Origin of the sequence: Microbacterium sp. LWH11-1.2, assembly GCF_038397745.1 — a bacterium.
In the GTDB taxonomy this organism is placed as follows: domain Bacteria; phylum Actinomycetota; class Actinomycetes; order Actinomycetales; family Microbacteriaceae; genus Microbacterium.
The window spans coordinates 1,091,529-1,116,766 of record NZ_CP151636.1 but is presented as its reverse complement, the minus strand read 5'-3'; the positions used below and the strand labels follow the sequence as shown (position 1 = coordinate 1,116,766).

Annotated in this window: 21 protein-coding genes; 11 read left to right on the top strand and 10 right to left on the bottom strand. The window is 69.3% G+C overall.

All coding sequences use genetic code 11. The annotated features are described in order from the left end of the window. Positions 1-23: 23 nt before the first annotated feature. The 3 genes from MRBLWH11_RS05225 to MRBLWH11_RS05215 all read right to left on the bottom strand — a co-directional run bounded on the left by MRBLWH11_RS05225 (position 24) and on the right by MRBLWH11_RS05215 (position 4,178). Positions 24-1,439: an FGGY family carbohydrate kinase gene (locus tag MRBLWH11_RS05225; protein ID WP_341946993.1), complete on the bottom strand. Its 1,416-nt coding sequence runs from the start codon at positions 1,437-1,439 to the stop codon at positions 24-26. A gap of 61 nt (positions 1,440-1,500) precedes the next feature. Beyond that, positions 1,501-2,655, bottom strand: a complete 1,155-nt coding sequence (locus MRBLWH11_RS05220; RefSeq protein ID WP_341946992.1) for an FAD-dependent oxidoreductase — start codon at positions 2,653-2,655, stop codon at positions 1,501-1,503. A gap of 32 nt (positions 2,656-2,687) precedes the next feature. Next, positions 2,688-4,178: an amino acid permease gene (locus MRBLWH11_RS05215; protein ID WP_341946991.1), complete on the bottom strand. Its 1,491-nt coding sequence runs from the start codon at positions 4,176-4,178 to the stop codon at positions 2,688-2,690. Positions 4,179-4,335: 157 nt separating this feature from the next. On the opposite strand from MRBLWH11_RS05215, the gene MRBLWH11_RS05210 reads away from it, so the two are divergent. From MRBLWH11_RS05210 to MRBLWH11_RS05190, 5 genes are read left to right on the top strand one after another with little or no spacing between them, the layout of a single operon-like run. After that, on the top strand, positions 4,336-4,905 hold the full coding sequence (locus MRBLWH11_RS05210; RefSeq protein ID WP_341946990.1) for a dihydrofolate reductase family protein: 570 nt from the start codon (positions 4,336-4,338) through the stop codon (positions 4,903-4,905). A 24-nt stretch (positions 4,906-4,929) separates the two neighbouring features. Beyond that, positions 4,930-5,673, top strand: coding sequence for a GntR family transcriptional regulator (locus MRBLWH11_RS05205; protein WP_341946989.1), 744 nt, complete (start codon positions 4,930-4,932; stop codon positions 5,671-5,673). Next, positions 5,670-6,308, top strand: coding sequence for an HAD family hydrolase (locus MRBLWH11_RS05200; RefSeq protein WP_341946988.1), 639 nt, complete (start codon positions 5,670-5,672; stop codon positions 6,306-6,308). The genes MRBLWH11_RS05205 and MRBLWH11_RS05200 overlap by 4 nt, the downstream gene beginning before the upstream one ends. A gap of 55 nt (positions 6,309-6,363) precedes the next feature. Next, complete coding sequence (locus MRBLWH11_RS05195) at positions 6,364-6,690, top strand: hypothetical protein (protein WP_341946987.1); 327 nt, start codon at positions 6,364-6,366, stop codon at positions 6,688-6,690. Next, positions 6,677-7,069, top strand: coding sequence for a PIN domain-containing protein (locus MRBLWH11_RS05190; RefSeq protein ID WP_341946986.1), 393 nt, complete (start codon positions 6,677-6,679; stop codon positions 7,067-7,069). Before MRBLWH11_RS05195 ends, MRBLWH11_RS05190 begins: the two co-directional genes overlap by 14 nt. A gap of 7 nt (positions 7,070-7,076) precedes the next feature. Here MRBLWH11_RS05190 and MRBLWH11_RS05185 read toward each other — a convergent pair whose 3' ends face one another. Next, entirely contained in the window at positions 7,077-8,504 is a 1,428-nt protein-coding gene (locus MRBLWH11_RS05185) for a CCA tRNA nucleotidyltransferase (protein ID WP_116633363.1), read from the bottom strand. Between the two features lie 23 nt (positions 8,505-8,527). After that, a complete protein-coding gene (locus MRBLWH11_RS05180) occupies positions 8,528-8,821 on the bottom strand; it encodes a hypothetical protein (RefSeq protein WP_116633362.1) in 294 nt (97 codons plus the stop codon). A gap of 174 nt (positions 8,822-8,995) precedes the next feature. Here MRBLWH11_RS05180 and MRBLWH11_RS05175 point away from each other — a divergent pair, with 174 nt between their 5' ends. The 3 genes from MRBLWH11_RS05175 (at position 8,996) to MRBLWH11_RS05165 (ending at position 14,401) form a co-directional block, all read left to right on the top strand. Further along, the gene (locus MRBLWH11_RS05175; RefSeq protein WP_341946985.1) at positions 8,996-9,805 is read left to right on the top strand and encodes a CPBP family intramembrane glutamic endopeptidase; all 810 of its coding nucleotides are present in this window, start codon (positions 8,996-8,998) and stop codon (positions 9,803-9,805) included. A gap of 135 nt (positions 9,806-9,940) precedes the next feature. Continuing rightward, complete coding sequence (locus tag MRBLWH11_RS05170; protein WP_341946984.1) at positions 9,941-12,472, top strand: metallophosphoesterase family protein; 2,532 nt, start codon at positions 9,941-9,943, stop codon at positions 12,470-12,472. Positions 12,473-12,649: 177 nt separating this feature from the next. After that, on the top strand, positions 12,650-14,401 hold the full coding sequence (locus MRBLWH11_RS05165; RefSeq protein WP_341946983.1) for an alkaline phosphatase family protein: 1,752 nt from the start codon (positions 12,650-12,652) through the stop codon (positions 14,399-14,401). Between the two features lie 12 nt (positions 14,402-14,413). Here the strand turns inward: MRBLWH11_RS05165 and MRBLWH11_RS05160 are convergent, their stop codons facing one another. The 5 genes from MRBLWH11_RS05160 to MRBLWH11_RS05140 all read right to left on the bottom strand — a co-directional run bounded on the left by MRBLWH11_RS05160 (position 14,414) and on the right by MRBLWH11_RS05140 (position 20,270). Continuing rightward, positions 14,414-16,357 carry a carboxypeptidase regulatory-like domain-containing protein gene (locus MRBLWH11_RS05160; RefSeq protein ID WP_341946982.1) on the bottom strand — a complete coding sequence of 648 codons (1,944 nt, stop codon included), beginning with the start codon at positions 16,355-16,357 and terminating at the stop codon, positions 14,414-14,416. Between the two features lie 72 nt (positions 16,358-16,429). Further along, positions 16,430-16,666: a DUF2283 domain-containing protein gene (locus MRBLWH11_RS05155; RefSeq protein WP_116633358.1), complete on the bottom strand. Its 237-nt coding sequence runs from the start codon at positions 16,664-16,666 to the stop codon at positions 16,430-16,432. A gap of 1 nt (position 16,667) precedes the next feature. Beyond that, the gene (locus tag MRBLWH11_RS05150) at positions 16,668-17,489 is read right to left on the bottom strand and encodes a DUF4258 domain-containing protein (RefSeq protein WP_341946981.1); all 822 of its coding nucleotides are present in this window, start codon (positions 17,487-17,489) and stop codon (positions 16,668-16,670) included. A 158-nt stretch (positions 17,490-17,647) separates the two neighbouring features. Continuing rightward, positions 17,648-18,703, bottom strand: coding sequence for an LLM class flavin-dependent oxidoreductase (locus MRBLWH11_RS05145; protein WP_116633357.1), 1,056 nt, complete (start codon positions 18,701-18,703; stop codon positions 17,648-17,650). A 28-nt stretch (positions 18,704-18,731) separates the two neighbouring features. Then, a complete protein-coding gene (locus MRBLWH11_RS05140) occupies positions 18,732-20,270 on the bottom strand; it encodes a methyltransferase (RefSeq protein ID WP_341946979.1) in 1,539 nt (512 codons plus the stop codon). A gap of 99 nt (positions 20,271-20,369) precedes the next feature. On the opposite strand from MRBLWH11_RS05140, the gene MRBLWH11_RS05135 reads away from it, so the two are divergent. The 3 genes from MRBLWH11_RS05135 (at position 20,370) to trxB (ending at position 25,212) form a co-directional block, all read left to right on the top strand. Next, the gene (locus tag MRBLWH11_RS05135) at positions 20,370-22,526 is read left to right on the top strand and encodes a DUF6049 family protein (protein ID WP_341946978.1); all 2,157 of its coding nucleotides are present in this window, start codon (positions 20,370-20,372) and stop codon (positions 22,524-22,526) included. Then, positions 22,519-24,135 carry a murein biosynthesis integral membrane protein MurJ gene (gene murJ, locus MRBLWH11_RS05130; RefSeq protein ID WP_341947803.1) on the top strand — a complete coding sequence of 539 codons (1,617 nt, stop codon included), beginning with the start codon at positions 22,519-22,521 and terminating at the stop codon, positions 24,133-24,135. Before MRBLWH11_RS05135 ends, murJ begins: the two co-directional genes overlap by 8 nt. A gap of 102 nt (positions 24,136-24,237) precedes the next feature. Further along, a complete protein-coding gene (trxB, locus tag MRBLWH11_RS05125; protein WP_116633354.1) occupies positions 24,238-25,212 on the top strand; it encodes a thioredoxin-disulfide reductase in 975 nt (324 codons plus the stop codon). The last annotated feature ends 26 nt before the right edge of the window (positions 25,213-25,238 follow it).

Sequence of the window (25,238 nt, the reverse complement as noted above, 5' to 3'; positions counted from 1 at the left end):
CTGGGTTCGTGTGCGGGCGGGATTCAGACGAGGGAATCGGCGACGGACCGCCAGCGATCGGAGAACTCGGAAGCACGGGCATCCGTCCACTGCGGCTCGAAGGTGTGCGACGGCGACCACGCGACGATCGCGTCGTCGAGCGCGAGCTCCGGGTTCATCGCGCAGCGCGCGAGGGCGGCCGCACCGAGCGGCGTCGCGTGCTGCGAGGGATACACGTCCACGGGAATGCGCATCAGGTCGGCGACGGCCTGCATGAGCACACGGCTCTGCGTGAGGCCCCCGTCGACCCGCAGACGCTGCAGCGGCTGACCGAGATCGGATGCCATGGCTCGAGCGAGCTCGGCGACCTGCGCGGCGATCCCCTCCAGGACCGCGCGCACGAGGTGCTCGCTGCCGGTCGACAGGGTCATGCCGGTGAAGGTCGCCGTGGCATCCGGCCGCCACCAGGGAGCCGCGAGTCCGGCGAGCGCCGGCACGCACAGCACGCCATGGGCGTCGTCGGCGGCGACGCGGTCGAGGTCGGCCGCGGTGTCGATGAACGTCAGCTTCTCGAGCCACTGCACAGCGGATGCCGCGGTGTAGACCTGTCCGTCGAGGCAGTAGGTGTTCTGTCCGCCCTGCCGCCACGCGACCGACGACGACAGGTTCGCCGAGGACCGGACCGCGGTGCGACCCGTGTTCGCGAGCAGGAAGGCGCCGGTTCCGAAGGTGCACTTCGCCTCGCCCGGCCGCAGGCAGTTCTGTGCGACGAGCGCGGCCTGCTGGTCCACGATGAGTCCGCCGACCGCGGCGGTGCCGCCGAAGGCGGTGGTGGACCCGGCGATGTCGTCGCAGGCGAGGATCGCCGGCATCCGCTCGTCGCCGAGACCGAAGAGGTCGAGCAGTCCGGCGTCCCACGTCGCGGTGTCGAGGTCCATCACCAGCGAGCGGCTGGCGGTCGAGGCATCCGTCACGAACTCGCCCGTGAGCTGATGCAGCAGCCAGGTGTCGGAGGTCGTGACGACGCCTTCGCGGGTGACGTTGCGCCGGAGCCAGGCCTGCTTCGGAGCGCTGAAGTACGGGTCGAGGACGAGCCCCGTGCGCGTGGCGATGTCGTCGGCGTGGTCGCGCAGCTCCGCGCACACCGACTCGGATCGCCGGTCCTGCCACACGATCATGTTCGACAGCGGCAGGCCGGTGTCGGGATCCCAGGCCAGCACCGTCTCGCCCTGGTTCGCGAGCGTGACGATGTCGATGTCGGCCTTCGCCTGGTTGGCGGCGATCCGTCCGGCGCGCAGCACCGAGTCGAGGACCGCCTGCGGGTCGTGCTCGACGCCGCCGCCGGGCAGATAGGTCGGGCGCACCGACACCTCGCTGAGGGCGAGCACCTCGCCGGCCTCATCGACGACGACGGCCTTGGTGCCGGATGTGCCCTGATCGATCGCCAGAACGGTGGTCATGGTGTTCCTTCGGTGGAGCGTGGAGCGTGGGGCGGAGGCTCGATCCCTCCGCCCCACGGGTTCAGAGGGTGGGGGTGCGGTGGTGGCGCGCGGTGCGGAGCCACCACGGGCCGTCGGATGCCGGTGTCGCCGCAACCGTGGACGGACGCAGTTCGCGGACCTCGATGCCGAGCTCGGGAAGCATCTCCGCCACGTGGTCGGCGATGCCCAGGGAGGCCGTGAGACCCGTCGACCGGATCGCTGCGACGTTGATGAGCCGGTCGTTCTTCTCCGACCGGCCGATCACGTAGTTGCTGCCCCGTCCCGCCGGACGCAGGCCCGCGTAGCTGGCGACGGGCTCGAGGCCGTCGAGTGCGGGATACTGCTGCACGGCCTTCGCGAGGATCTCGTCGCGCGCCTCCGGCCGCACCGACCAGTCGTCCTTGTCGTCGAGGTCCACGGCCGTGGGTCCGGCCACGACCTTGCCGTCGAGGGTCGGGAAGACGAGCACCCCCTTGGTGCGCTTGGTCGGCACGGGCAGGATGATGCGGTCGAGCGTCTGCCCGTCGGGCAGCTCGAACACGAAGAACTCGCCCTTGCGGGGATAGATCTCGAACGAGTCATCGCCCACCAGTCGCGCGACCTCGTCGGCATACAGGCCGGCGGCGTTGATCGCGGCGGCGACCTCGAGGCGTCTGCCGTCCGCGGTCTCCAGCGCCAGGCCGTCGGCGATCGGAGAGATCGCCGTCACGCGCGCCTCGAGCTCGATCCGCGCGCCCGCTGCGACGGCGGACGCGGCGAGCGCGAGCGCGAACGCCACGGGATCGCTGACCGACTCGCCCGGCACGAGCAGCGCGCCGTCGGACCCGCGCACCTCGACCTCCACGCCGTTCGCAGCGGCGTTCTCTGCGAGGGCGCGCACGGTCTCGTGGTCCTCGGCGGAGTGCGGCACGAGCTCAGCGCCGGTGTGGAGCACCGGAACCCCGAGAGCATCGAGCACCGCCGGGCGGATGCGGGCCGCGCGCAGGATCAGCGCGGTCTCGAGCTGCCCGGGAGTCGAGTCGAATCCGGTGTGCAGGACGCCGGAGTTGGTGCCGCTCGCCCCGAGCGCGAGGGCGGATTCGGACTCGAGGAGCACGGCGTCGACCCCCCGGTGCGCGAGCGTGTACAGCAGGGCCGATCCCACGATTCCTCCGCCGATGATGGCGACGGGGCGGGACGGAGAGTGCGACGACATGGTGGTTCTTCCTTCAGTGGTTACGAGCAGTCTTACGCGGTCGGGGTGGCTGTGTCTTCATCGAAGGCGCGGTCGACGTCGGCCATGTCGGGCATGGTCAGCCCCTTCCGGCCGCGCGTGACGAGCAGATAGACGAGGTAGGCGATGCCGATGACGAGCATGATCCCGACGTACAGTCGCGGCTGCTCGAAGGACACGTCCCGGAAGATGAGGAGCTCGTAGACCAGCCAGACGCTGGCGAGGATCAGCACCGGGACCTCCCAGCGACCCAGGGTGAAGCCCTTGCTGGCCGGGAGCGACTTCCTCTTCACGATGTACAGCAGCACGGTGCCCGCGTAGATGATCGCCGGCAGGAGCGTCGCCGCGGAGAACAGGATGAAGAGCGCGTCGGCCGTGCCGCTGAAGAGCGCCAGGATCGCCTGCGTGATGACGAGGTAGCCGAGCGTCGCCGCGACCGGCGTGTGCCGGCTGCGGTGCACGCGCCGCAGGAGCTGCCAGGCGGGGAAGCGCTCGTCCCGCGACATCGCCCAGATCAGGCGGGTGCCGCTGAGGGTGATCACGAGTCCGCAGGAGAAGATCGAGATCACCACGAGCACCAGCAGAGCCTTGCCGACGACGGGTCCGAGCACGGAGGTGATGACGGTCGCGACCGGTGTGGCGGACTTCGCGAGCTCGGTCGTGTCCCCCGCGAGAGCGGTCACCGCGATCAGGAACAGCATCCCGAGCACTCCGAGCGCGATGACCGCCTGCACCATGGCGCGCGGGATGACACGCTCGGGGTTCTTCGTCTCCTCGGCGAGGTTGGCGGCCGATTCGAACCCCACGATCGTGAAGGCCCCGAGCAGGAAGGCGAGGGGGAAGGGTCCTGCGTCGGTGAGACCGCCGAAGTCCCAGTAGCCGGCCTCGGCGACCGGTGCGGTGGCGAAGAGCTGCGTGAAGTCGAGGCGGCCGAGCGCGGCGCCGACGGCGAAGAGCAGCACCGTGATGCCGATCATCCCGATGATCTGCACCGTGACCGCGACCTCGTTCACCCGGTTGGTGACCTTGGTGCTGATCGCGACGAGGATGGCCTGGAGGAGCATGACGACGGCGGTGATCACCCAGCAGTTCGCCGGTGTCGGGCTGTAGCCGAAGAGCTCGGGGAGGATCGTTGCCGCGATGGTGTAGTCCACCGCCACCACGACGATCACGAGGAACGCGAACGACACCCATCCGGTCAGCCATCCGAGGATCGGATTCGCGAGGCGCGACACCCACTGGTAGGCATAGCCGCTGATCGGGATGCGCGCGGCGAGGGCGCCGAAGATGAGCGCGACCATGGTCTGGCCGACGACGGCGATGGGCCAGGCCCAGATCCCCCGCGGCCCGCTGCTGCCCAGCACCGCACCGTAGGTGGTGAAGATGCCGGTCGCGATCGACACGAAGCCGAAGGCCACGGCGAACGATGCGTAGAGGCCCAGCTCCCGCTTCATGCGGGTCGTACTCTCACCGGATGCCGGGGTGGATGATGCGGTGGGTTCCATGGCGCGACCTTCTTCGGACGGGTTGGTATAGACCATCTTGGTATATACCAAGAAGCTAGTCCTCTCCCCCGCCTGCTGTCAACAGGCATCTGACGATTGCAGAATCACTACATCCGTTGTAGTTTCATGTACGACAACTGTGGTGAATGGAGAGATCATGCGAGAACTCGTGTACTACGTCGCCGTCACGCTCGACGGCTACATCGCCGGTCCGAACGGCGAGTTCGATGCCTTCCTGGTCGAGGGAGACCACATGGATGCCATCAACGATCGCTTCGCCGACACGATCCCGACCGACGCGGCCGCCGCACTCGGCATCCGTCAGGAGCGCACCGAGTTCGACACGGTGCTGATGGGCTGGAACACCTATGCCGTCGGCGGAGTGCCCAGCCCCTACCGCCACCTCCGGCAGATCGTGTTCAGTCGCACGCACACAGCAGACGGCGAGAACCTCGAGGTGACGTCCGAGGATCCGCGCGCCGTGGTCGAGCGGCTCAAGAACGAGGAGGGTGGAGCGATCTGGCTGTGCGGCGGTGGGGCCCTGGCCGCGACGCTCGCCGACGAGATCGATCGGCTCGTGCTCAAGCGGCAGCCGCTGTTCTTCGGCGACGGCATCCCGCTGTTCGGCGAACGGCCGTACCGTCCGGAGCGGTTCGACCTCGTGGAGAGCTCCGCGTTTCGGACGGGAGTCGTCGTGTCGGAACTCGTCCGCCGGCGCGAAGGATGACGGCCAGCGGGTAGCGTGTCAGGCGTGAGCACGGACCCGGACTCCTCCCCCTCGGCGAGAGGCGGCGAGCCGGCGTACCTGCGCATCGCGACCGCACTGCGCGCGCGCATCGAATCGGGCGAGTTCGCTCCGGGCTCTCCCCTTCCACCCGAGCGCGACCTCTGCGTCGAGCTCGGCGTCAGTCGCATGACCCTGCGGCGCGCACTCGGCGTGCTCGAGCAGGACGGCCGGGTGCACCGCGACGCGACCCGCGGCACGTTCGTCTCCGCCCCGCGTGTGCAGCTCCGCCTCGGGTCGTTCTCGCAGGAGGTCGCCCGCGCGGGGCGGAACCCCGGAGCCGAGCTCTTCTGGGCCGAGGAGCGACCGGCCGACGCCGAGGTCGCCACCGGCCTCGGTGTCGCGCCCGGGCATCGGGTATACGCGCTGCAGCGCCTGCGGCGCTCCGATGACGAGCCGCTCGCCGTCGAGACGACCTACTACCGCGCCGACCTGGTTCCCGGCCTGCTGGAGGGAGACCTCAGCGGGTCGCTGTGGGAGGAGATCCGTCGCCGGTTCGATCTCCGGCTCGCCCGGACGTCAGCCGAGCTCGAGGTCGTGGTCCTGGATGCCGAGACGAGCGCGCACCTCGGAGCCCGTCAGGCGGCCGGAGGTTTGCAGCTCACCCGCCGCACGTTCATCGACTCGGGCGAGTGCGTCGAGTACGCCGTCGACGTCTACCGCTCCGACCGCGTCTCCCTGCTCATCGAGCGGGCCGTGGAGGACGAGTGATCACGGTCTTCGACCTGGACGGGGTGCTCAGTCGCGCCGACACGATGGCCACGCTGATCATCGCCCGGCTGCGCACCCGGCCGTGGTTGGCTCTCCCGGTGGGCGTCCTCGCTGCGGTCGCGGCGCCGGCGACCGCGGAGGGGGAACTGCGGCCGCGGTGCAATCGGGCGATCGTGCACCTCGCGCTGCGAGGGATGTCGGAAGACGAGTACCGACGGCTGGCTCGGCGCACGGCCCGGCGGCTCGCGTCCCGACCGGACAACACCACGGCCGAGATCGTGGACGCCGCACGTGCGGCGAGCGCCGCAGGTACGTGCCTGGTGACGACGGCCACCGAGAGGTTCCTCGCCGAGCGGTTCCTGGCGGAGATCGGCGTGTCCGGCGCGGAGGTGCACGCGTCGGAGTTCGTGTTCTCGCACGCCGGGCCGAGCTTCCGGTCGCACAACGTCGGACGACGGAAGGCTCTCGCTTACCGGGCCGCGCACCCGACCGGACGCTTGGGACGCTTCTTCACCGACTCGGCGAGCGATCTGCCGCTGGCTGAGCTCGCGCAGGACGTCGTTCTCGTCGGGCCATCGCGACGTTCGGTGACGGCGTTCGAGTATGCCGGAATACGATTCCGCCGGCTGGGCTGAAGCCCTGTTTCCGCCGGGGCGGATTGCTAGCATTGTGCTGTCAAGGAGGTGCGGCATGGCGACGGTGACGATCCGGAATCTGAGCGATGAGGTGGTCGCCGCGCTCAAAGAGCGCGCGCGACGCAACTCTCGGTCCATGGAGGCCGAAGCCCGCGAAGCGCTCATGCGCATCGCGGAGGGCGAGGACCTCACGAGCGGGGTGGAGGAAAATCTTGCCGCACGAATCCGACCGCGATGGTCTGTGCCGGCGAACGAGCTGATGGCGCGAATCGCTCAGAGCCCCCCACCTCCCGTCGACGCTGAAGCCTGGCTCGCCGACATCCGTGCAGACGGCGATGCCGAAGACTTCCGCGATCCCTGGGACCGGCATGCTGCTTCTTGACACGTCAGTGCTCATCGACGTGGAAAGGGTCAGCCTTCCCGACGAAGCGCTCGCCTTCAGCACAGTGACCTATTCCGAGTTGTTGTTCGGTATCGAGGCAGCGGCGACCGAGACGCTTCGCCGTGAGCGCACGACACGAATGGCATGGCTTCGAGACACCCTCGAAGCGGAGTGGCTGCCTTTCGACACCTTTGCCGCCGAGAGCTGTGCACGGCTCGCGGCACGCGTCGCGCTGCAGAGGCCACGCCATGCGCGGAGCAAGGACATCATGCTTGCGGGGCACGCGGCCGCGCTCGGCGCCCGCATCGCCACTCTCAACCCCAGAGACTTCGAGCTCGTCAGCGATTTCGTCGAGATCGTCGTGCCCGAGCTTCGCTGAGCGCAGGTCAGGCGCGCGCGGCCCACCAGTCGCGCAAGCGCTGCTCCGCGACCTCGGCTCCGAGCACGCCCTCGTCGAGCCGCAGATCGAGCAGGAAGCGATAGGCCTCGCCGACCTCGCGGCCGGGCTTGATGCCCAGGACCTTCTGGATGCGATTGCCGTCGAGCTCGGGGCGGATGGAGTCGAGCTCCTCCTGCTCGCGCAGCGCCGCGATGCGAGACTCGATGTCGTCGTAGGCGCTCGCGAGGCGTCCGGCCTTGCGCTTGTTGCGCGTGGTGACGTCGGCGCGGGTGAGGATGTGCAGCCGCTCGAGCCGCTCGCCGGCGTCGCGCACATAGCGGCGCACCGCGGCATCCGTCCACGTTCCCTCGGCGTAGCCGAAGAAGCGCAGGTGCAGCTCGATGAGGGTGGCGACGGCATCCGTCGTCTCGGTGTCGAAACGCAGTGCCTGCAGGCGCTTGCGCGCCATGCGCGAGCCGACGATGTCGTGGTGGTGGAACGTCACCACGCCGCCGTCTTCGAGCTTGCGGGTACGCGGCTTGCCGATGTCGTGCAGCAGGGCGGCGATGCGCAGGGGCACGTCGGGTGCGGCACCGGGATGCCGGGAGTGCTCGAGTTCGATCGTCTGCTTGAGCACGGTGAGCGAATGCTCGTAGACGTCCTTGTGGTGGTGGTGCTCGTCGACTTCGAGTCGCAGAGCACTGACCTCGGGCAGGAACTCGTCGATCAGGTCGGTCTCGACCAGCACGCGGATGCCGCGCACCGGGTCGTCGGTCTGCATGAGGCGCACGAGCTCGGACTGGATGCGCTCCGGGCTGACGATCTCGATCGTCTTCCGCAGCTGCGCGATCGCGTCGAAGGTGTCGTCGTCGACGCGGAAGCCGAGCTGAGCGCTGAAGCGCGCGGCGCGCAGCATCCGCAGCGGGTCGTCGCCGAACGAGACGTGCGGATCGGCGGGTGTGCGCAGGATGCCGGCGAGGAGGTCCTCGACCCCGCCGGTCGGATCCACGAGCTTGACGGACGGGACCTGCAGCGCCATCGCGTTGACCGTGAAGTCGCGGCGCACGAGGTCGCCCTCGATCGAGTCGCCGAACTCGACGGTGGGCTTGCGGGTCACGCCGTCGTAGCTATCGGCGCGGTAGGTCGTGATCTCGACCTGCTCCCCCTGCACGCGTGCGCCGATCGTGCCGAACGCACGGCCGATGTCCCAGTGCGCCGTCGCGATGGGCTTGACGATCTTGAGGATCTCGTCGGGCGACGCGTTCGTGGTGAAGTCGAGGTCGTGCGTCTCGCGACCGAGCAGCGCATCGCGCACCGGTCCGCCGACGACCGCGAGATCGAACCCGGCATCGGCGAACGCCGCAGCGAGGGTGCGGACGACCGGATCCTCGGCGAGCGCGCCGAGACGGAGGAGGCCGTCGGCCATGTTGAGCATGGGTTCCAGCGTACCGGGGCGGGTCAGAACAGCGGATTCTCGCCCTTGGCCTGCGCGATGGCCCGGGTGCGGGCCTGCATCAACCGCACCAGGAACATGCTCAACAGGAACCCGCCGAGCAGTGCGACCGCCACGATGTACCAGATGCCGATCTCGGGATCGATCAGCCCGAACCCGTAGATCACAGCGACGAGGACGGCGAGCACAGCGCCCTCGACGAGCGCGAAGGTGACGAAGAGACGGGTCTGGCGGCGCCCGAAGTCCGCGACGACCTCACGGACGCGGGCATCGATCGAGGAGTCACCGGCGTAGGTCATGAGCCCAGGGTAGCGAGCACGCCGACCGGCCGGGCAGCGTGAGAGGCCGCGCGGATTTATGGATCCCCCGAAACGAACCGCTGGTTTCCCGCGTTCCGGCGGGCCGGCGCCTCTCCCTAGAGTCCTAGACGCGCGGGGTGCCCGCGGCCGTTCCCCACACGAACCGAGGTCATCATGACTGCGTCTTCCCCACACCCGAGAGCTTCCCGATCGATCACCGCCGACGTCACGTGGTTCTTCGCGATCGCCGTCCTGCTGTGCTTCGCGCTGTCCGTGCCGATGGTGTTCCGGTTGGTCCCGGAAGACGTCAACAACCTGATCACCCCGCTCCTGCAGCTCACACCCCTGCTCGCCGCGATCATCATGTGGCTCGTCCGACGGCCCGGGACGTTCCGGCAGACCTTCGCCACGGGCTGGCGCGGCACAGCCCGGTGGATCGGGATCGGCATCGCCATCATCGCCGCGATCGCCGCGATCCAGACCGCGATCGCCCTAACGGCGGGGATCTGGCAGCTCAACCCTCTCGAACAGATCGCCGCCGCGACCATCTGGGTCGTCCCGGTACTGCTCATGCAGTCGATCTTCGCCATCGGCGAGGAGTTCGGCTGGCGCGGGTGGCTCGTGACGCGCGCCGCATCGTGGGGCTTCTGGCCCTTGGCGCTCGTCAGTGGCCTGGTCTGGATCGTCTGGCACCTGCCCGTGCTCGCCGTCATCGGCGAACGACCGTTCTGGGATATCGTCATCTACTTCGCGGGCATGCTGCCCTGGGCGCCGCTGCTGCTCGCGCTGCGCTGGCGGTCGGGGAGCGTCTGGCCGGCAGTTCTGACGCACGGCGCCATCAACAGCATCCGGGTCTACCTGCTGCAGTCCGTCCCGAACGCGACGGATCACCTGCTCATCGAGGTGATCGGCTGGGTGCTCACACTCGCGGCGGCCGCGTGGCTGATGCGTCCGAGCAAGGCGCGGTTCGTCGAGGCGAGCTAGACGGCACCGGATGCCGCGGCATCCGCTCTGTTCATGTTCCCGTCGCCTCGAAGTCAGCCGGGCGTCATCCGTCTTCGATGGGCTGAGGGGGCCCCGTGCGGCTGAGCACGAACCCCCACCCCACAAAGGACTGACATGACCTCCCCCACCCCTGCGGTGCGGTGGCGGCGTCGCGGACTGACGTCCGTCGCGCTCCTCGCCCTGCTCGGCGGCGCCGTCGTCGCCCCCGCGGCCTTCGCCGCACCGGATGCCGCACCCGAGGTGCCGACCGGATCGCTGATCACCGGCGACACAGCCTGGCACTACCTCGACGACGGCTCGGACCCGTCCCCCGCACCCGCGGCGCTGCGCGACTGGACGCTCCCCGGGTTTGACGACAGCGCCTGGAAGACCGCACCCGGTTCGTTCGGCGCGAAGAACGGCAAGCTCGCCGCGGTCGGCCCCGTCACCCCGAAGACGCTCCTGAACCACTACCTCGACGGCAGCACCGCCCCGACCGTCCCCACCTACTTCTTCCGCAGCACGTTCGAGCTGGAGGCGGGCGTCGCGGAGCAGGTCGCGTCGCTGTCGAGCTCCGTCACGTTCGATGACGCGCTCGTCGTGTGGATCAACGGGGAAGAGGTCGCCCGCTTCGTCGACGGCCGCATCACCGACACCGCGAACGTCGAGTACGCCGGCGACTCGAACGGCGACCCGCTGACGAGCACCATCACGGCGGAGGGCGACGTGCTGCAGGACGGCACGAACACGATCGCGGTCGCGCTGTTCCAGGACCGGGAGACGAGCTCGGACGTCTACTTCGACATGTCGTCGCTCACCCTGGTGAAGGCATCCGAGCCGGGTACCCCGGTGGTCGCCCCGCCGACCCGCGTCATCCTGACGCCGACCGAGCAGCCCGAGATCTCGCAGTCCTTCTCCTGGCTCGCGGGTGACGCCTCGCACACGATCGGCCAGGTCGAGATTGCCCCGGCCGCCGGTGGCGACACCCGCACGATCGAGGCCTACGACGTCGGCGTCGTCAACGGCAACCCGAACCACCACTTCTCCGCCACGGTCACCGACCTCGCCGCGGCGACCGCCTACCGCTACCGGGTAGGACTCCCGGGCAGCTGGAGCGACTGGTTCGAGTTCACGACGGCCGACCCGAACGCGACCGACTTCCAGTTCGTCTACTACGGCGACGCGCAGATCGGCCTCGACACCACCTGGCCGAGCGTCGTCAAGCAGGCCGAGGCGAACGCGCCCCGGTCGATCGGCTCCGTGCACGCCGGTGACCTGATCAACAAGTCCAACAACGAGGACGAGTGGCTGAACTGGTTCAAGGGCATGGAGGACTCGGCCGTCAGCACGAACGTGATGGCGGCTCCGGGCAACCACGAGTATTCCGGCGACAAGCTGCTCACGGCGTGGAAGGCCGCGTTCGAGTACCCGCACAACAACCCGTCGATGGAATCGATCGGCGAACTGGCCGACCTCGCGAAGGGTGACACCGAGGTCGCGGCGCAGTACCGCTCGCTGTTCGAGCACTGGAGCGCGTTCGCTGCTGAGACTGCGTACTACACGGACTACCAGGACGTGCGCTTCATCACTCTCAATGCGACGCGCGATGCGACCTTCCTGACCCCGCCGGCTCTGCCGTCCTGCACGGGTGCCGACTGCCCGATCAACAAGGGCGAGGAGCTGTGGATCCGATTCCAGGGTGCCTGGCTCGACCTGCTGCTGCAGAACAGCCCGTCGAAGTGGAACGTCGTCACGTTCCACCAGCCGGTGTTCTCGGCATCCGAGGGTCGCGACGAGCCGAAGCTCCGTGCCGACTGGGTGCCGGTCTTCCAGCGCAACGACATCGACCTCGTGCTCATGGGCCACGACCACACCTACGCCCGCGGCTACGTGAACACCGACGCGACCGAGACCCCGGGCCTCACGACCGGCCCGGTCTACGTCGTCTCGAACTCGGGCGCGAAGCACTACGAGCTCGAGACCCCCGAGAAGAACGTCTGGACCAACAACGGCGCCACCCAGGTGCTGCGCGGTCAGGGTGTCACGACCTACCAGGTGATCGACGTCTCGCACGACCAGCTCGTCTACCGCTCGTACCTTGCGGAGAAGCAGCCGAACGCCACGACCGACCTTCCCGTCGGCGCCGTCTACGACACCTTCACGGTGACGAAGTCGGATGCCGGTGAGAAGTGGGTCACCGAGGCCGGGGTCACGCCCCCGACCACCGAGCCCGAGGAACCCGCGAAGGTCGAGCTCGGGGCGGCATCCGTCGCGGCCGGCGGCACCGTCACGGTCTCGGGTACCGGATTCGACGCGGATGCCGAGCTGCGGCTCGAGCTGCGCTCCGACCCGGTCGACCTCGGCACGGTCACCGCGGGCGCGGACGGCGCGTTCTCGCGCACCGTCACGATCCCGACGGCCACCCCGGCCGGCGCGCACACCCTCGCGGTGATCCTCGCCGACGGCACCGAGGTCACGACCTCGCTCACCGTCACGGCGGCGACGTCGGGCGGCGGCGCGGTGACTCCGGGGAACGGCGGCGCATCGACCGGCGGCCTCGCCACGACCGGTGCCGACAGCACCCCGTACGTGGTCGCCGCCGTGGTGCTCCTCGCGCTGGGCCTCGGCCTCGTCGCTCTGCGGCGTCGCCGGCAGCGCGCCGAGTAGTCTGCAGCATCCGTCCTCAGGGCGCCGTCGGGGCTTCGGCTCCGGCGGCGCCCTCTGTCTCCGGACCCGACGTTTCGCGGAGTCCGTGACGAATCGCGGACCCATCCACGGAGAATCCTCCGCGAAACGTCACCTCCTCCGTGAAACGTCACCGGACGCGGTCGTAGGATCGGCCTCGTGACCGAAGACGACTCCCCTCCCGTCCCCTCCCGCCGAGGGTTCCTCAAGATGGGCGGGGCCGCGCTGGCCGGAGCAGTGGTCGGCGGAGCCGGAGGCGCCGCCATCGGGGCGACGATCGCCGGGGGCCACCGCGACGGCTTCGCCTCCGATCCCGATCCCTTCGCCGCTCTGACCCCGCGCAGCGAACCCGGCTTCGACCACCTCGTGGTGGTGATGGGCGAGAACCGCTCGTTCGACAACCTGCTCGGCTACCTCTACTCGAAGGAGAATCTGCCCACAGGCGAGACCTTCGAAGGGCTCGCCTTCGGCGACCACAGCAACACCGCTTCCGACGGGACCGTCGTCGCCGCCCACATCCACCAGGGCGACACCGACCGGATCATGAGCCTTCCCGACCCCGATCCGGGTGAGGAGTACCCGCACGTCAACACGCAGATCTTCGGCACGATCGACCCGAAGACGAACGCCGACCTCTTCGTCGACCAGATGACCGCGCCGTTCAACGCTCCGACCAAGGGCGAGAAGGCCACGATGTCGGGGTTCCTCGAGGACTACATCATCAACTTCCGGCGCCTCCGACGTGGGGTCGAGCCGCGGCCGGAGGAGGCCGCGCACATCATGGGCTCGTTCTCGCCCGAGATGCTGCCCGTGCTGTCGACGCTCGCCGCCGAGTTCGCCGTGTTCGACCACTGGTACGCCGGAGTGCCGTCGCAGACGTTCTGCAACAGGTCGTTCTTCCACGCCTCGACCTCGCACGGCTTCGTCACGAACCAGGGCGACGGCGGGTACCGGAAGTGGCTCGACGCCCCGGCCGCGCCGACGGTCTTCAACCGGCTCGAAGACAAGAAGCTGACCTGGAAGATCTATCTCGACAAGCTCCAGCTCGTCTCTTTCACCGGGATGCTGCATGCGGCCGTGCTCGAGAAGTACTGGCGCACCGAGCACTTCGGCACCATGGAGGACTTCTACGCCGAGGCGAAGGCCGGGAAGCTCCCCGCCTACGCGTTCATCGAGCCGCGGATGGTCTACGACCACAACGACTTCCATCCGCCGTTCGGCGCGGTGCGCGAGAGCACAGTCGACGGCGAGGAGATCTTCGACAGCGCGGTGTCCGACGTGCGTGCGGGCGACCGTCTGATCCACGACATCTACGAGGCGGTGCGCACGAGCGCCTCTCCCGACGGTTCGAACGCCGTCAACACGCTGCTGCTCATCACCTTCGACGAGCACGGTGGATGCTACGACCACGTGCCTCCGCCGGCCGCGACGAAGCCGACAGCAGACACGAAGGCCGGCGAGATGGGCTTCACGTTCGACCGGCTCGGATGCCGCGTCCCGGCGATCGCCGTGTCGGCCTACACGAAGCGCGGCACGATCATCCACGACGAGATGCACCATGGCTCGGTGACGGCGACGCTCTCCCGCCTGCACGGGCTGAAGCCGCTGAACGACCGTGATCAGTCGGCCAACACCCTGCAGAACGTGGTGAACCTCGACAAGCCGCGGCATCCCGCCGACTGGCCGGTCACCACCCCGGCCTATACCCCGCCCAACCCCGAGCAGACGCCGCCGCAGCCGAACGAGGCCGATCAGACCAAGCCGCTCACGCCGCCCGCGCGCGGCCTGCTCGGTCTGCTCATCGCGCGCTACGGCAAGCCCGGTGAGCCCGAGCCGCAGACCTTCGCCGACGCCTACCGGCTGCTCCACGAGCACGGCGAAGAGCTGTTCGGGCCGCCGAAGGGCAGCTGAAGACGATCCTGCTCAGTCCCTGGTCGACCGACGGCGCGAGACGACGAGCAGCACGGCTCCGATGACGAGCACGGCCGCGCCTCCCGCCGCCCAGGCGAGCGTCTCGGGGCCGAGGCCCGTGGCCGGAAGCGGCTTTCCACCACCGTTCCCGCCGCTGACGGGCGGATCGGGATCAGGCGACGGAGGTGTGACGACGATCGCCGCGACGACGAAATCCTGCTCCACCACGGCCTCGCCCGCGGCGGTGATCACGACGGTCCTGGTCGCCGAACCGACGACCGTGGTCCCCGTGGGCGGCACGACGGTGAACGTGTAGGTGCCGGGCGGGAGATCGCCGAGGCCGAACGATCCGTCGGCATCCGTGATCAACTGGGCGGGCACACCCGGACCGGTGACTTGGATGACCGCTCCGGGTACCGGCGCGCCGCCGTCGGTGCGCACCGTGCCGTCGACGGCGCCGAGGCGGGCGAGCTCGAAGTCGACGTTCTCGACGTCGGCTCCCGCGATCTGCTCGTTCCGCGTGATCGGCGTCACCGCCACGTACCCGCCGGGCGTCGTGATGGTGACCTCGTAGTCACCCGCCGGAAGACGCGGGAAGGCGTAGCCGCCGCTGCCGTCGGTCACGGTCGTGAGGACCGTGCCCCCGGGGCCGGTCGCCGTGACCGTCACGCCCGCGACGCCGGTGCCGTTCGACGAGACCGCTCCGCTGAGGCTGGGGTTCTCGGCGACCTGGAAGTCGACGTTCTCGATCGGATCCTCGCTCCCGGGCGGGATCGTGAAGGCGGGGGGTGACGTGACGAGGGTGTACCCGTCGGGCGGGGTGATGGTCGCGGTGTGCGTGCCGACCGGGATCGAATCGAACAGGTAGCGCCCGTCCGCATCCGTCGTGGTGGTCTGCCCGTCGATCGTCACGGTGACGCCGGCGACCGGCCCGCCGCCGGCATCGGTCACCTGCCCGGAGACCGCGACCGGGACGATGTCGCGCACGGTGAAGTCCGCGACCGCGTCAGCGGTCGTCAGATCCGCGGCCACCGTCACGGGGCCCGTCGAGATCTTTCCGGCCGGAGGCGCGACGCGCACGAGGTACCCGTCGGTCGCGATGAAGCCCGGGAACGCGTATGTGCCGTCAGCCGCGGTCGTCGTCGTGCCGACCACGGCGCCCGTGCCGTCGATCAGCGTGAGGCCGACGCCCGCGAGGGGTCCGTCCACCACGTCCACGACCGAGCCGGTGATGTCTCTGGCCTGTGACGCGAACCACGTCTGGTAGACGGGGAAGCCCGCGCGACGGGTGAAGAAGAAGGTGAGGGAGGTGATCGGCGCGGCCGGCTCGAACCACGCCGCAGAGCCGCTGGTGTCGGCGGCGGCCGCGTTCCCGGTGAGGGTGAGGGTCGCGGGGTCCCAGCTCGGGATGTCATCGGCCGCGCCGGTGCACGAGGGCTTGCCGACGACCCCGGGTGCGCAGTAGTTGAAGCCGCCCTGGAAGCCGAGCTCCGTGGCGTCGAGCGCCTGTCCGTCTGGCCCGATGGCCTGGATGCGCACGGAGTCCGCGTCGATGTCGCCGAGCGCGAACGCCCATCCGGAGGAGGGCGTCGGCGTCGCGAACGAATACGTCGTGGTCGACGGGCTCGCCGCGTTGTCGGCCTTCGGCCGCAGGTTCAGGTACGCCTGGTCGCGACTCGATCCGTACTTCGCGCCTATGGGCGTGCCTTCGGACAGCCAGGTGGATGCTCCCGAGATCACGCCGGGGCCGCCCCCGCGGGAGTCGCTCGTCATGGTGGCCGTGAGCGCGGGCTGGGCGGCGATCTGCACGGTCGTCGTATACGCCCCGGCGCCGCCGGCGAGCGGCTGCCAGGTCGCCCAGGCACTGGTCGTCGCCGCCGCGGCGGGAATGGCCCCGACCAGCACCGCCACCAGTACGATCGCTCCGGCGAGGACTCCACTTCGACGCACACGCATGCGGCCAGCGTACCGATATACCGGAATCCCGTGAAGAGACCTTCGGGCGGATGCCGTGGCATCCGCCCTTCCCTACTCGACGTCGCCCGGTGCTGCGGCGGAAGCGAGAACCTCGCTCGCAAGCGCTTTCGAGGCCACGAGAACCTCCACCCCGAGAAGCCGCCCCGCGGCATCGAAGTCGAGGTTCAGCTGCGATTCACCGTTCGGAGTATCGATGAAGGAGACCTGCTGAACCGCATCGCCCGCGCCGATCCTCTCGACGATCGAGATATAGGCGGCATCCGCTTCCGCGTCATACGTGATCTTCATGTCAGCCCTTCGTCACGGTGATGATGTTGCCCGTCTTGTTGTCGACGATGACTCGGATTCGGTTCGCACCGCTTCCTTGCGTGAAGACCGAAGTCCCCTTCTGTCCCGCGGACTTGACACCATTCTGAACCACTTGCTTGATCAGCGCTTGGCTCACTCCACGTGCGGCCGCCTGGGTGATCGCATGCCTCGTCAGGTGCGCCATGACAAGCAGCGCAGGAATCCAGAACGGGTCCGCGACGACGGGAAAGGCAGTGGCGGACGAGGTGTGGACTCGCTGCACGACCGCATTTCCTTCGATCACATAGTCGGTTCTCACGGCTGCACCGTTGGCATCGGAGGCCCAAGGGGCAGAGATCACACCCGCAAGTTCACCATCCGCGGTTCGCACCGTGATCCCCCCATCTTCCAAAGGGACCAGTTCGAAGTCGTCATCGATCTCGAAGCGGTACTCGGTCGGAGAGCTCGCGTCAGGAATGTGGAAGAGAGCGCGGAACGCTCCGTCCCCCTCGTCCATCACCGCAACGGCGAAGTCCTCATTCTCGGACTGGGCGGAGACCCCGACCTGCTCGAGATCCTTGAGAGGAAACGAGAGTTCGAGCTCAGCGTGTCCGGCTGCGGGCGCCGTGATGACACCTCGAGAGACATCGACCTGCCCCTCCGGAATCGATGAGGTGTCCATGAACACCTCGGGCCGCGATTCGAGCGCCTTCTGAATGTCGGAGTCGGTGTCGGGCGCGGCATTCACACCAGCAGTCGGCATCGTTGTTGTCAGCACGAGTGCAACTGCGGTGGACAACGCGGTGGTGGTGAGTATTTGCATTGTTCGTCTCCCTGACTCTTGGCGTACCGAGCACCCGGTACGACCCGGGGAACGTAACGTCGAGATGGAGCGTCGCTCGGAATCGCCTCGCGGCGAGCCATAACCACATACCGGTATTCCGGGAGAGCGGATGCTGCAGCATCCGCTCTTTCAACGAGCTAGACCGCGTCGCCCTGGACGGGTCCCTCGGTGTTGGGCTTCCACCCCAGCGCCGGAGCCACATGCGTCGCGAACGACTCGAGCACGTGGAGGTTGTAAGCCGGTCCGAGCTGATTCGGGATCGTCAGCAGCAGGGTGTCGGCACTCATGACGGCCTCGTCGCGCTTGAGCTGCTCGATGAGAACGTCGGGCTCCGCGGCGTACGTCTTCCCGAAGGTCGAGCGGAACCCGTCGATGACGCCGATCTGGTCGCCGTTCTCCTCGCTGCGCAGGCCGAAGTAGGCCCTGTCCATGTCGGAGATCAGCGGGAAGACGCTGCGGCTGACCGAGACGCGCGGCTGACCGGTGTGGCCGGCCTCCTTGTACGCGGCGCGGAAGAGCTCGATCTGCTCGCGCTGCAGCTCGTGGAACGGCTGGCCGGTGGCCTCGGTGACGAGCGTGGAGCTCATCATGTTCAGGCCCTTCCGGCCGGTCTCCTCGGCCGTGGCACGGGAACCCGACCCCCACCAGATGTGATCGCGGAGCGTCGGCGACTGCGGCTCGATCGCGAGGTATCGTCCCTCTCCGACCATGCGAGGGTCTCCGGCGGCGATCCGCTCGCCCTCGATCGCACGGAGGAAGATGTCGAACTTCTCGCGGGCCAGCACGCTCCCGCGCTCCGGGTCCTCCTCATCGACGTAGCCGAAGGTCTCGTAGCCGCGCAGAGCGGTCTCGGGTGAACCACGGCTCACGCCGAGGGCGATCCGGCCGTCGGCGATCAGGTCGAGTGCGGCTGCCTCCTCGGCGAACTGCAGCGGGTTCTCGTAGCGCATGTCGATCACGCCGGTGCCGACCTCGATGCGCTTCGTGCGCGCCGCCATGGCCGACAGCAGCGGCATCGGAGACGCCGCCTGCCGCGCCCAGTGATGCACGCGCACCGAGGCGCCGTTGACGCCGATCTCGTCTGCGCCCTCGGCGATCTCGATCGTCTGCTTCAGCATGTCGCCCGCCGTGCGGGTCGCCGAGCCGGGCACATCCGCATAGTGCCCGAAGGAGAGGAATCCGAAAGCCTTCATGATCTATTCCAACGCATGGATGCCGACCCTATTCCCCCGGCACCAGGAGGCCGTCGAAGACGAGCGCGCGGATGCGCGGCTCGAGCTCGGACCAGAGATCGGCCAGGGGAACCTCGAAGAGGTCGGAGAGCGCGGCGACGATCTGCCCGACGGTCAGCTCGCCGTCGCAGGCGCCGACGAACGCGGCGAGCGCCGGATCGACGTTTACCGTGCGGGCGAATCCGCTGCCCTGTCGCAGCTCGATGACGCTCGGATCATCGTTGCCTGGCAGCAGATGCCTCGCCTCGGTGACGTCGGCTGCCGTCACGAGCGTCGCCGGCATCCCCTCGGCGAGAAGATCGTGGGCAGCGAGTCCAGTGGCGAGCGCGGCGCCGACGTTCGACACCGGCTGCGACACCTTCTCCACACGACGGATCGGCGCGTCCTGGGTCCCTGAGCCTGTCGAAGGGCCCGTCAAGGGGCGTCGGATCAGCACGTAACCGAAGCCGATCGAGGTGACCCCACGCGCCGCGAAGTCGTCGAGCCAGGCGGAGAGCAGCGGGGTGAACTCGGGATCCCGCGGCGTCGTCCCTCCGTCGCGGATCCACAGCTCGGCGTATCCGAGAGGCGAGAGCTGCTCCCTCTCGATCACCCAGAGGTCGAGCTCGGCCGGCACCCAGGCGTCGAGACGCGCCAGCCCCGCGACGCCCGCGCGGGACTCCCAGTTGCCGAGCAGCTGCGCGATGCCGCCGACCGTGAGGAACGCCGGCGCCGTCCGCACGAACTGCTCGACCAGCGCATCGCCGACCAGTCCCCCGTCGCGGTACTCGTAGGCGGGCACGTCGTCGCCGCGCGGCGTGATCACGAAGGGCGGGTTCGACACGATCAGGTCGAACGCCTCTCCCTCGACAGGGTCGAACATGCTCCCGAGGCGGAATTCGATGTTGCCCACCCCGTTGAGCCGGGCATTGAGCTCGGCGTAGGCGAGAGCGCGTGCGGAGACGTCGGTCGCGACGACGGTCCGCGCGCGACGGGCCACGAGGAGCGCCTGGATGCCGCACCCGGTGCCGAGGTCCAGGGCGCGATCGACCTCGATCGGCACGATCGTCTCGGCGAGCGTGCGCGAGGCCCCGCCGACGCCGAGCACGTGGTCCGCGGGCAGCGCGCCGTCGAGCGCCACCTCATCGAGATCGCTGGCGATCCACCACTCCCCGACACCGTCGGCGTCGACGAACGACTGCGGGCGCAGCAGGGCGGTGGGCGTCACGGTCTCGGCATCCGCCGTCGCGAGGCCGAGGGCGATGAGCCCGTCGACACCCAGGCGCGGCAGGGCGGCACCGACAGCGGCCCTCGGCTGCGGCATCCCGAGCACGAGCAGGCGTCCGAGGGTGGCGAGGACACCGGCGTCACCGGCGATCGCGCGCAGGATCGGCTCGCGCATTCCGCGCGCCAGAGCGTCGTCCGCCTCCTCCCCCCACAGGCGTCGCAACGGCTCCGAACGGAGGTCGGCGGCATCGAGATCGGCGGCGAGGTCGGCGCTGCGCAGCGGCTCGGGAACGGGCGCGGGGGTGTCGGACACGGCCGTCACTCTACGCGTCTTCAGGGTTCTCCTTCCTCGGGCCTCCTAGAATCACAAGGTCAGTACTCACGAGCAGCCCCCGTCCCGGGGCGTTCGAGGAAGACCTTCATGTCCGTGAACACCCCCGAAACCGGCTTCCGTGCGCGCCTGCAGCGGCTCGCACGCAGGACCGTCGTCTTCGCGATCGCACTGACCCTCGGCGGATCCGCGGTTCCGAGCGCCGTGTCCGCCGCCGAGACGCCGTCGCCCGACGACGAGCAGAGCATCGAGCTCCACGTCTCCGCCGGTCTCCGCGGCACGATCGCCCCCGGCTCATCGACCTCCGCGACCATCACCGTGCGCAACAGGACCGATTCGGAGCTGAGCACCGGGCGCGTCCAGGTCGAGATCGGAAGCACGCCGCTGGCCGACGACGAGGCCGTCACGAACTGGCTCGACGACGAAGAGGCACCGGGTGACTTCACGGCGCTCGGGACCGACAGCACCGCGTCGATCGACGCCGGCGAATCCGCCACCACGACGGTGTTCGCGCCCGAGAGCGCGGTCGGTGAGCTCGCTCCCGGCATCTATCCGCTGCGGGCGGAGCTGACCGGTGCGACCACCGGCGGTCCTGCCGCAGACGACACCGTGGCCAGGGACGCGACGGCGACCAGCGTTCTCGTCGTGACCGCGACGCAGAGCTCCCTGATCGGCGTGCTCGTGCCGATCACGGCGACGCCGGCCGGCGGAGCACTCCTCACCTCCGAAGAGCTCGCGGCCCTCACCGCGCCCGAGGGTGCCTTGACGGCGCAGCTCGACGGCGTCGCGGGAACCACGGCCGTGCTCGCGATCGACCCGTCGATCCCCGCCGCGATCCGTGCCCTCGGCACCGCGGCGCCCGAGCAGGCGACGGCGTGGCTCGCGCGCCTCGACGACCTCCCGAACCAGCGTTTCGCCCTTCAGTTCGGCGACGCCGATGCCGCCGTGCAGGCGCAGGCGCAGCTCTCCGAGCTGCTCCAGCCGACGACGCTCGCGCCTTTCCTCGATCCCGCGAACTTCCCGGTCGCGCGTGTCACCACACCCCCGACCACCGCCGCCGATGAGACGACCGCGCCCACGCCTGCTCCGACCGAGGCCCCGGTCGTCCCGACTGACGAGGAGCTCGCGGCCGTCGACGGCGCGCTGCCCCGCATCCTGTGGCCGCGTGCCGACGTGACAGCGGATGATCTCGCCGCCTTCCAGACCTACCTCGGTGAGGGAACGACCACGATCGTCTCATCCGCCACGGTGGGCGGACAGAGCGCGGCGCACGCGACAGCCGCGGGCCAGGATCTGCTCGTCACCGATGCGGCGGCGTCCTCCGCCCTCTCGGATGCCGCAGCCGAGGCCGACCCCGCCGCCCGCCAGCGTCTTCTCGCCGAGGGCGCCGCGCGACTGTTCCTCGCCGAGGCTCGGGCTCCCGGGGCGCCGCTGCTCATCGGGCTGGACCGTGACGAGACCCGGACGCCTGATGCACTGCGCGAGGTGATCTCGGCGGCGGACTCGATCGGCTTCGAGTTCGGCGCGCTGCGCGACATCCCCGCGGCCGCCGCGGCGCTCTCCGTCGAGACGGGCACTCCGGGGGCGGCGGACGTCATGAGCCTGCTCGCCGACGAGCAGACCCTCGTCGCCTTCTCGTCGATCCTCACCGACCCGCGGGTGCTGCTCGGCCCGGAGCGGATCAGGATCCTGCGCACGCTCGCGGTCGGCACACCGGCGGAAGCCTTCGCTGCGAGCGTCGCCGCGCACCGGGCGCAGACCACCGCCACGCTCGGTGCGGTGAACATCCCGCCGTCGAGCACCATCCAGCTGCTCTCGGCCAACGCCGACCTGCCGATCCGCGTGCGCAACGATCTGCCCTGGCCGGTGACGGTGCAGCTGACCGCCTCGCCCAGCGATCCTCGCCTCGAGGTGAAGCCGCTCGTCGAGACGGTCGTGCAGGCGAACAACACCGCACGCGTCAAGGTTCCCGTCTCGGCCCGCGTCGGCAGCGGCGAGGTCGACCTGCGCCTGGGCCTCATCAGCCCCACGGGTGTGCAGATCCAGGGCGACCAGACCGTGCGCGTCGCGGTACGCGCGGAATGGGAAGGCATCGGTCTCGGCATCTTCGGCGGACTCGCCGTGCTGCTGATCGGCCTCGGCGTGATCCGCACCGTGCGTCGCAAGCGCCGCGAGGCGGCCGAGGAGGCAGCAGCGGATGCCGCAGCGCTGGAAGCAGCAGAGCCGAAGGACGGACGTGGTGAGTAGCCTCGGGCGCGCGAGCGCCGTCATCGGCGCCGGCACCCTGGTGTCGCGCGTCACGGGACTCCTGCGGAGCATCGTGCTCGTCGGAGTGCTCGGGGCCGTCGGCTCGGAGGCCGCCGACGCGTTCACGTTCGCCAACACCCTGCCGAACAGCGTCTTCGGCCTGATCTCCGTCGGTGTGCTCACGGCCGTGATCGTCCCGCAGATCGTGAAGGCGACGGCGGATGCCGACGGCGGAAACGCCTTCATCTCCAAGCTCTTCACTCTCGGCACCGTCGTGCTCGTCGTCACCACGTTGATCGCGACCATCGCCGCGCCCTGGCTCGTCGTGCTGGTCGCCGGCCAGGCGCCTCCCGAAGCTCAGGCGCTCGCCACGGCCCTCGCGTACTGGTGCCTGCCGCAGATCCTCTTCTACGGGCTCTACGCCCTGCTCGGAGAGGCGCTCAACGCCCGCCGGATCTTCGGGCCCTTCACCTGGGCGCCCGTCGTGAACAACATCGTCTCGATCGTCGGCTTCCTGCTTCTCGGCGCGCTCTTCGCCCCGGTGCCGACGAAGGCCGCGGAGTGGACGCCGGCGATGATCACCACCCTCGGCGCCACGGCGACCCTGGGCATCGCGCTGCAGGCGGTCGTGCTCCTGGTGTTCTGGCGGCGCACCGGGCTCGCGCTCAAGCCCGACTTCCGCTGGCGGGGCGTCGGACTCGGGGCCGTCGGCAAGCTGGCGGGCTGGACGTTCCTGATGGCCTTCGCGAGCCTCGCCGCCGGTGTGCTGCAGGGCAACATCGTGAGTGCGGCCTCGGGAACAGGCGCCTCGGCGACCGTGACCGCCAACGCCTGGCTCATCTTCATGCTCCCGTACTCGGTGATCGTGCTGTCGATCGGGACGCCGTACTTCACCCAGATCAGCGAGCACGCAGCAGCCGGGCGTCATGTCGAGGTCCGCGAGGACATCTCGCGCAGCATCCGCACCCTGCTGTTCTTCATCGTCGCGGCCGTCGCCGCCGTCGCCGCGGCCGCGATCCCCGCGTCCCGGGTCTTCACGAGCTCCCCCGCGGATGCCGAAGCGGCAGCCCTGGTGCTGATCTGCTATCTCGTGAGCCTGATCCCCCTCACGATCCTCTTCATCGTCCAGCGGACGTTCTACGCCTACGACGACACGCGCACGCCGTTCTGGTTCACGATCTTCCAGTGCTGCCTCATCGTCGCCACGGCCCTGATCGCGTGGGGCCTGCTCCAGGCCGACATCATCCCGATCACGGGTCTGGCGGCCGCCGTCGCACTCGGGCAGTCCATCTCCAGCACCGTCCAGACGATCGTCGCCACCTGGCTGCTGCACCGCAAGATCGGCAGTCTCGGTGTGCGGTCCTGGCTGGTCACGCTCGGCCGCTTCGCGGTCGCCGCGATCCCCGCGGGACTCGCCGGCTGGGGCGTCTTCGTGCTGTTCGGCGGAAGCGCCGGCTGGACCGTCGCCGACAAGATCCCCGGCGCTCTCGGCACCGCGGTGATCGGGCTCGTGGTGGTCGTCGTCTACCTCGCGATCCTCGCCCTGCTGCGCGCGCCCGAGCTCAAGGTCGCCGGCACTCTGGTGCGCCGGTTCCTCCCCGGTCGCTGACTCCCGCCGGGCACTCAGCGCAGGGAATGCCGCGCGGTTACCATGGGTTGAATCACTCGGGACGTCTTTCGACGCCACCGTAATTTCTCAGACGGAGAGCACATGCGTCAGGTCATCATCATCGGTTCCGGCCCCGCCGGATTCACGGCCGCCATCTACGCTGCACGCGCGAACCTCAAGCCGCTGCTCATCGCGAGCTCCGTCGAGGTCGGCGGCGAGCTGATGAACACCACCGAGGTCGAGAACTACCCGGGCTTCCCCGAGGGCATCCAGGGGCCTGAGCTCATGGCCAAGTTCCAGGAGCAGGCCGAGAAGTTCGGCACCGAGGTGCTCTACGACGACGTCACCGAGCTCGCCCTCGACGGCCCCGTCAAGACGGTCACGCTCGGCAGCGGCGCGGTGCACGAGACGCAGACCCTGATCTACGCGACCGGTTCGGCGTACCGCAAGCTGAACATCGCGGGCGAGGAGCGCCTCTCCGGCTACGGCGTCTCCTGGTGCGCCACCTGCGACGGCTTCTTCTTCCGTCAGAAGACGATCGCGGTCGTCGGCGGCGGCGACTCCGCCATGGAAGAGGCGACCTTCCTCACGCGCTTCGCCGACAAGGTCTACGTGATCCACCGCAAGGACACCCTGCGTGCCTCGAAGATCATGCAGGAGCGCGCGTTCGCGAACGAGAAGATCGAGTTCGTGTGGAACAGCGAGGTCGCCGAAGTCCTCGGCGGCGACTCCGTCACCGGTGTGCAGCTGCGCAACACCGTCGACGGCACGCTGAGCGATCTCCCGCTCGACGGCCTGTTCATCGCGATCGGCAACGACCCGCGCACGCACCTCGTGCACGACAAGCTGAAGCTGACCGCCGAGGGCACCATCTGGGTCGACGGCCGCTCGTCGGTCACGTCGGTGCCCGGGGTGTTCGCCGCGGGTGACGTCATCGACCCGACCTACCGCCAGGCCATCACGGCTGCCGGCTCCGGAACGGTCGCGGCCCTCGACGCGGAGCACTTCCTCGCGGATTTTGACGACGCCTCGGTCGAGTTCCCGGCCGCGGAGGCCGCCGAGATCCTCACCGCCTAGGCGCGCGGGAACAGTTTCACCTCGTC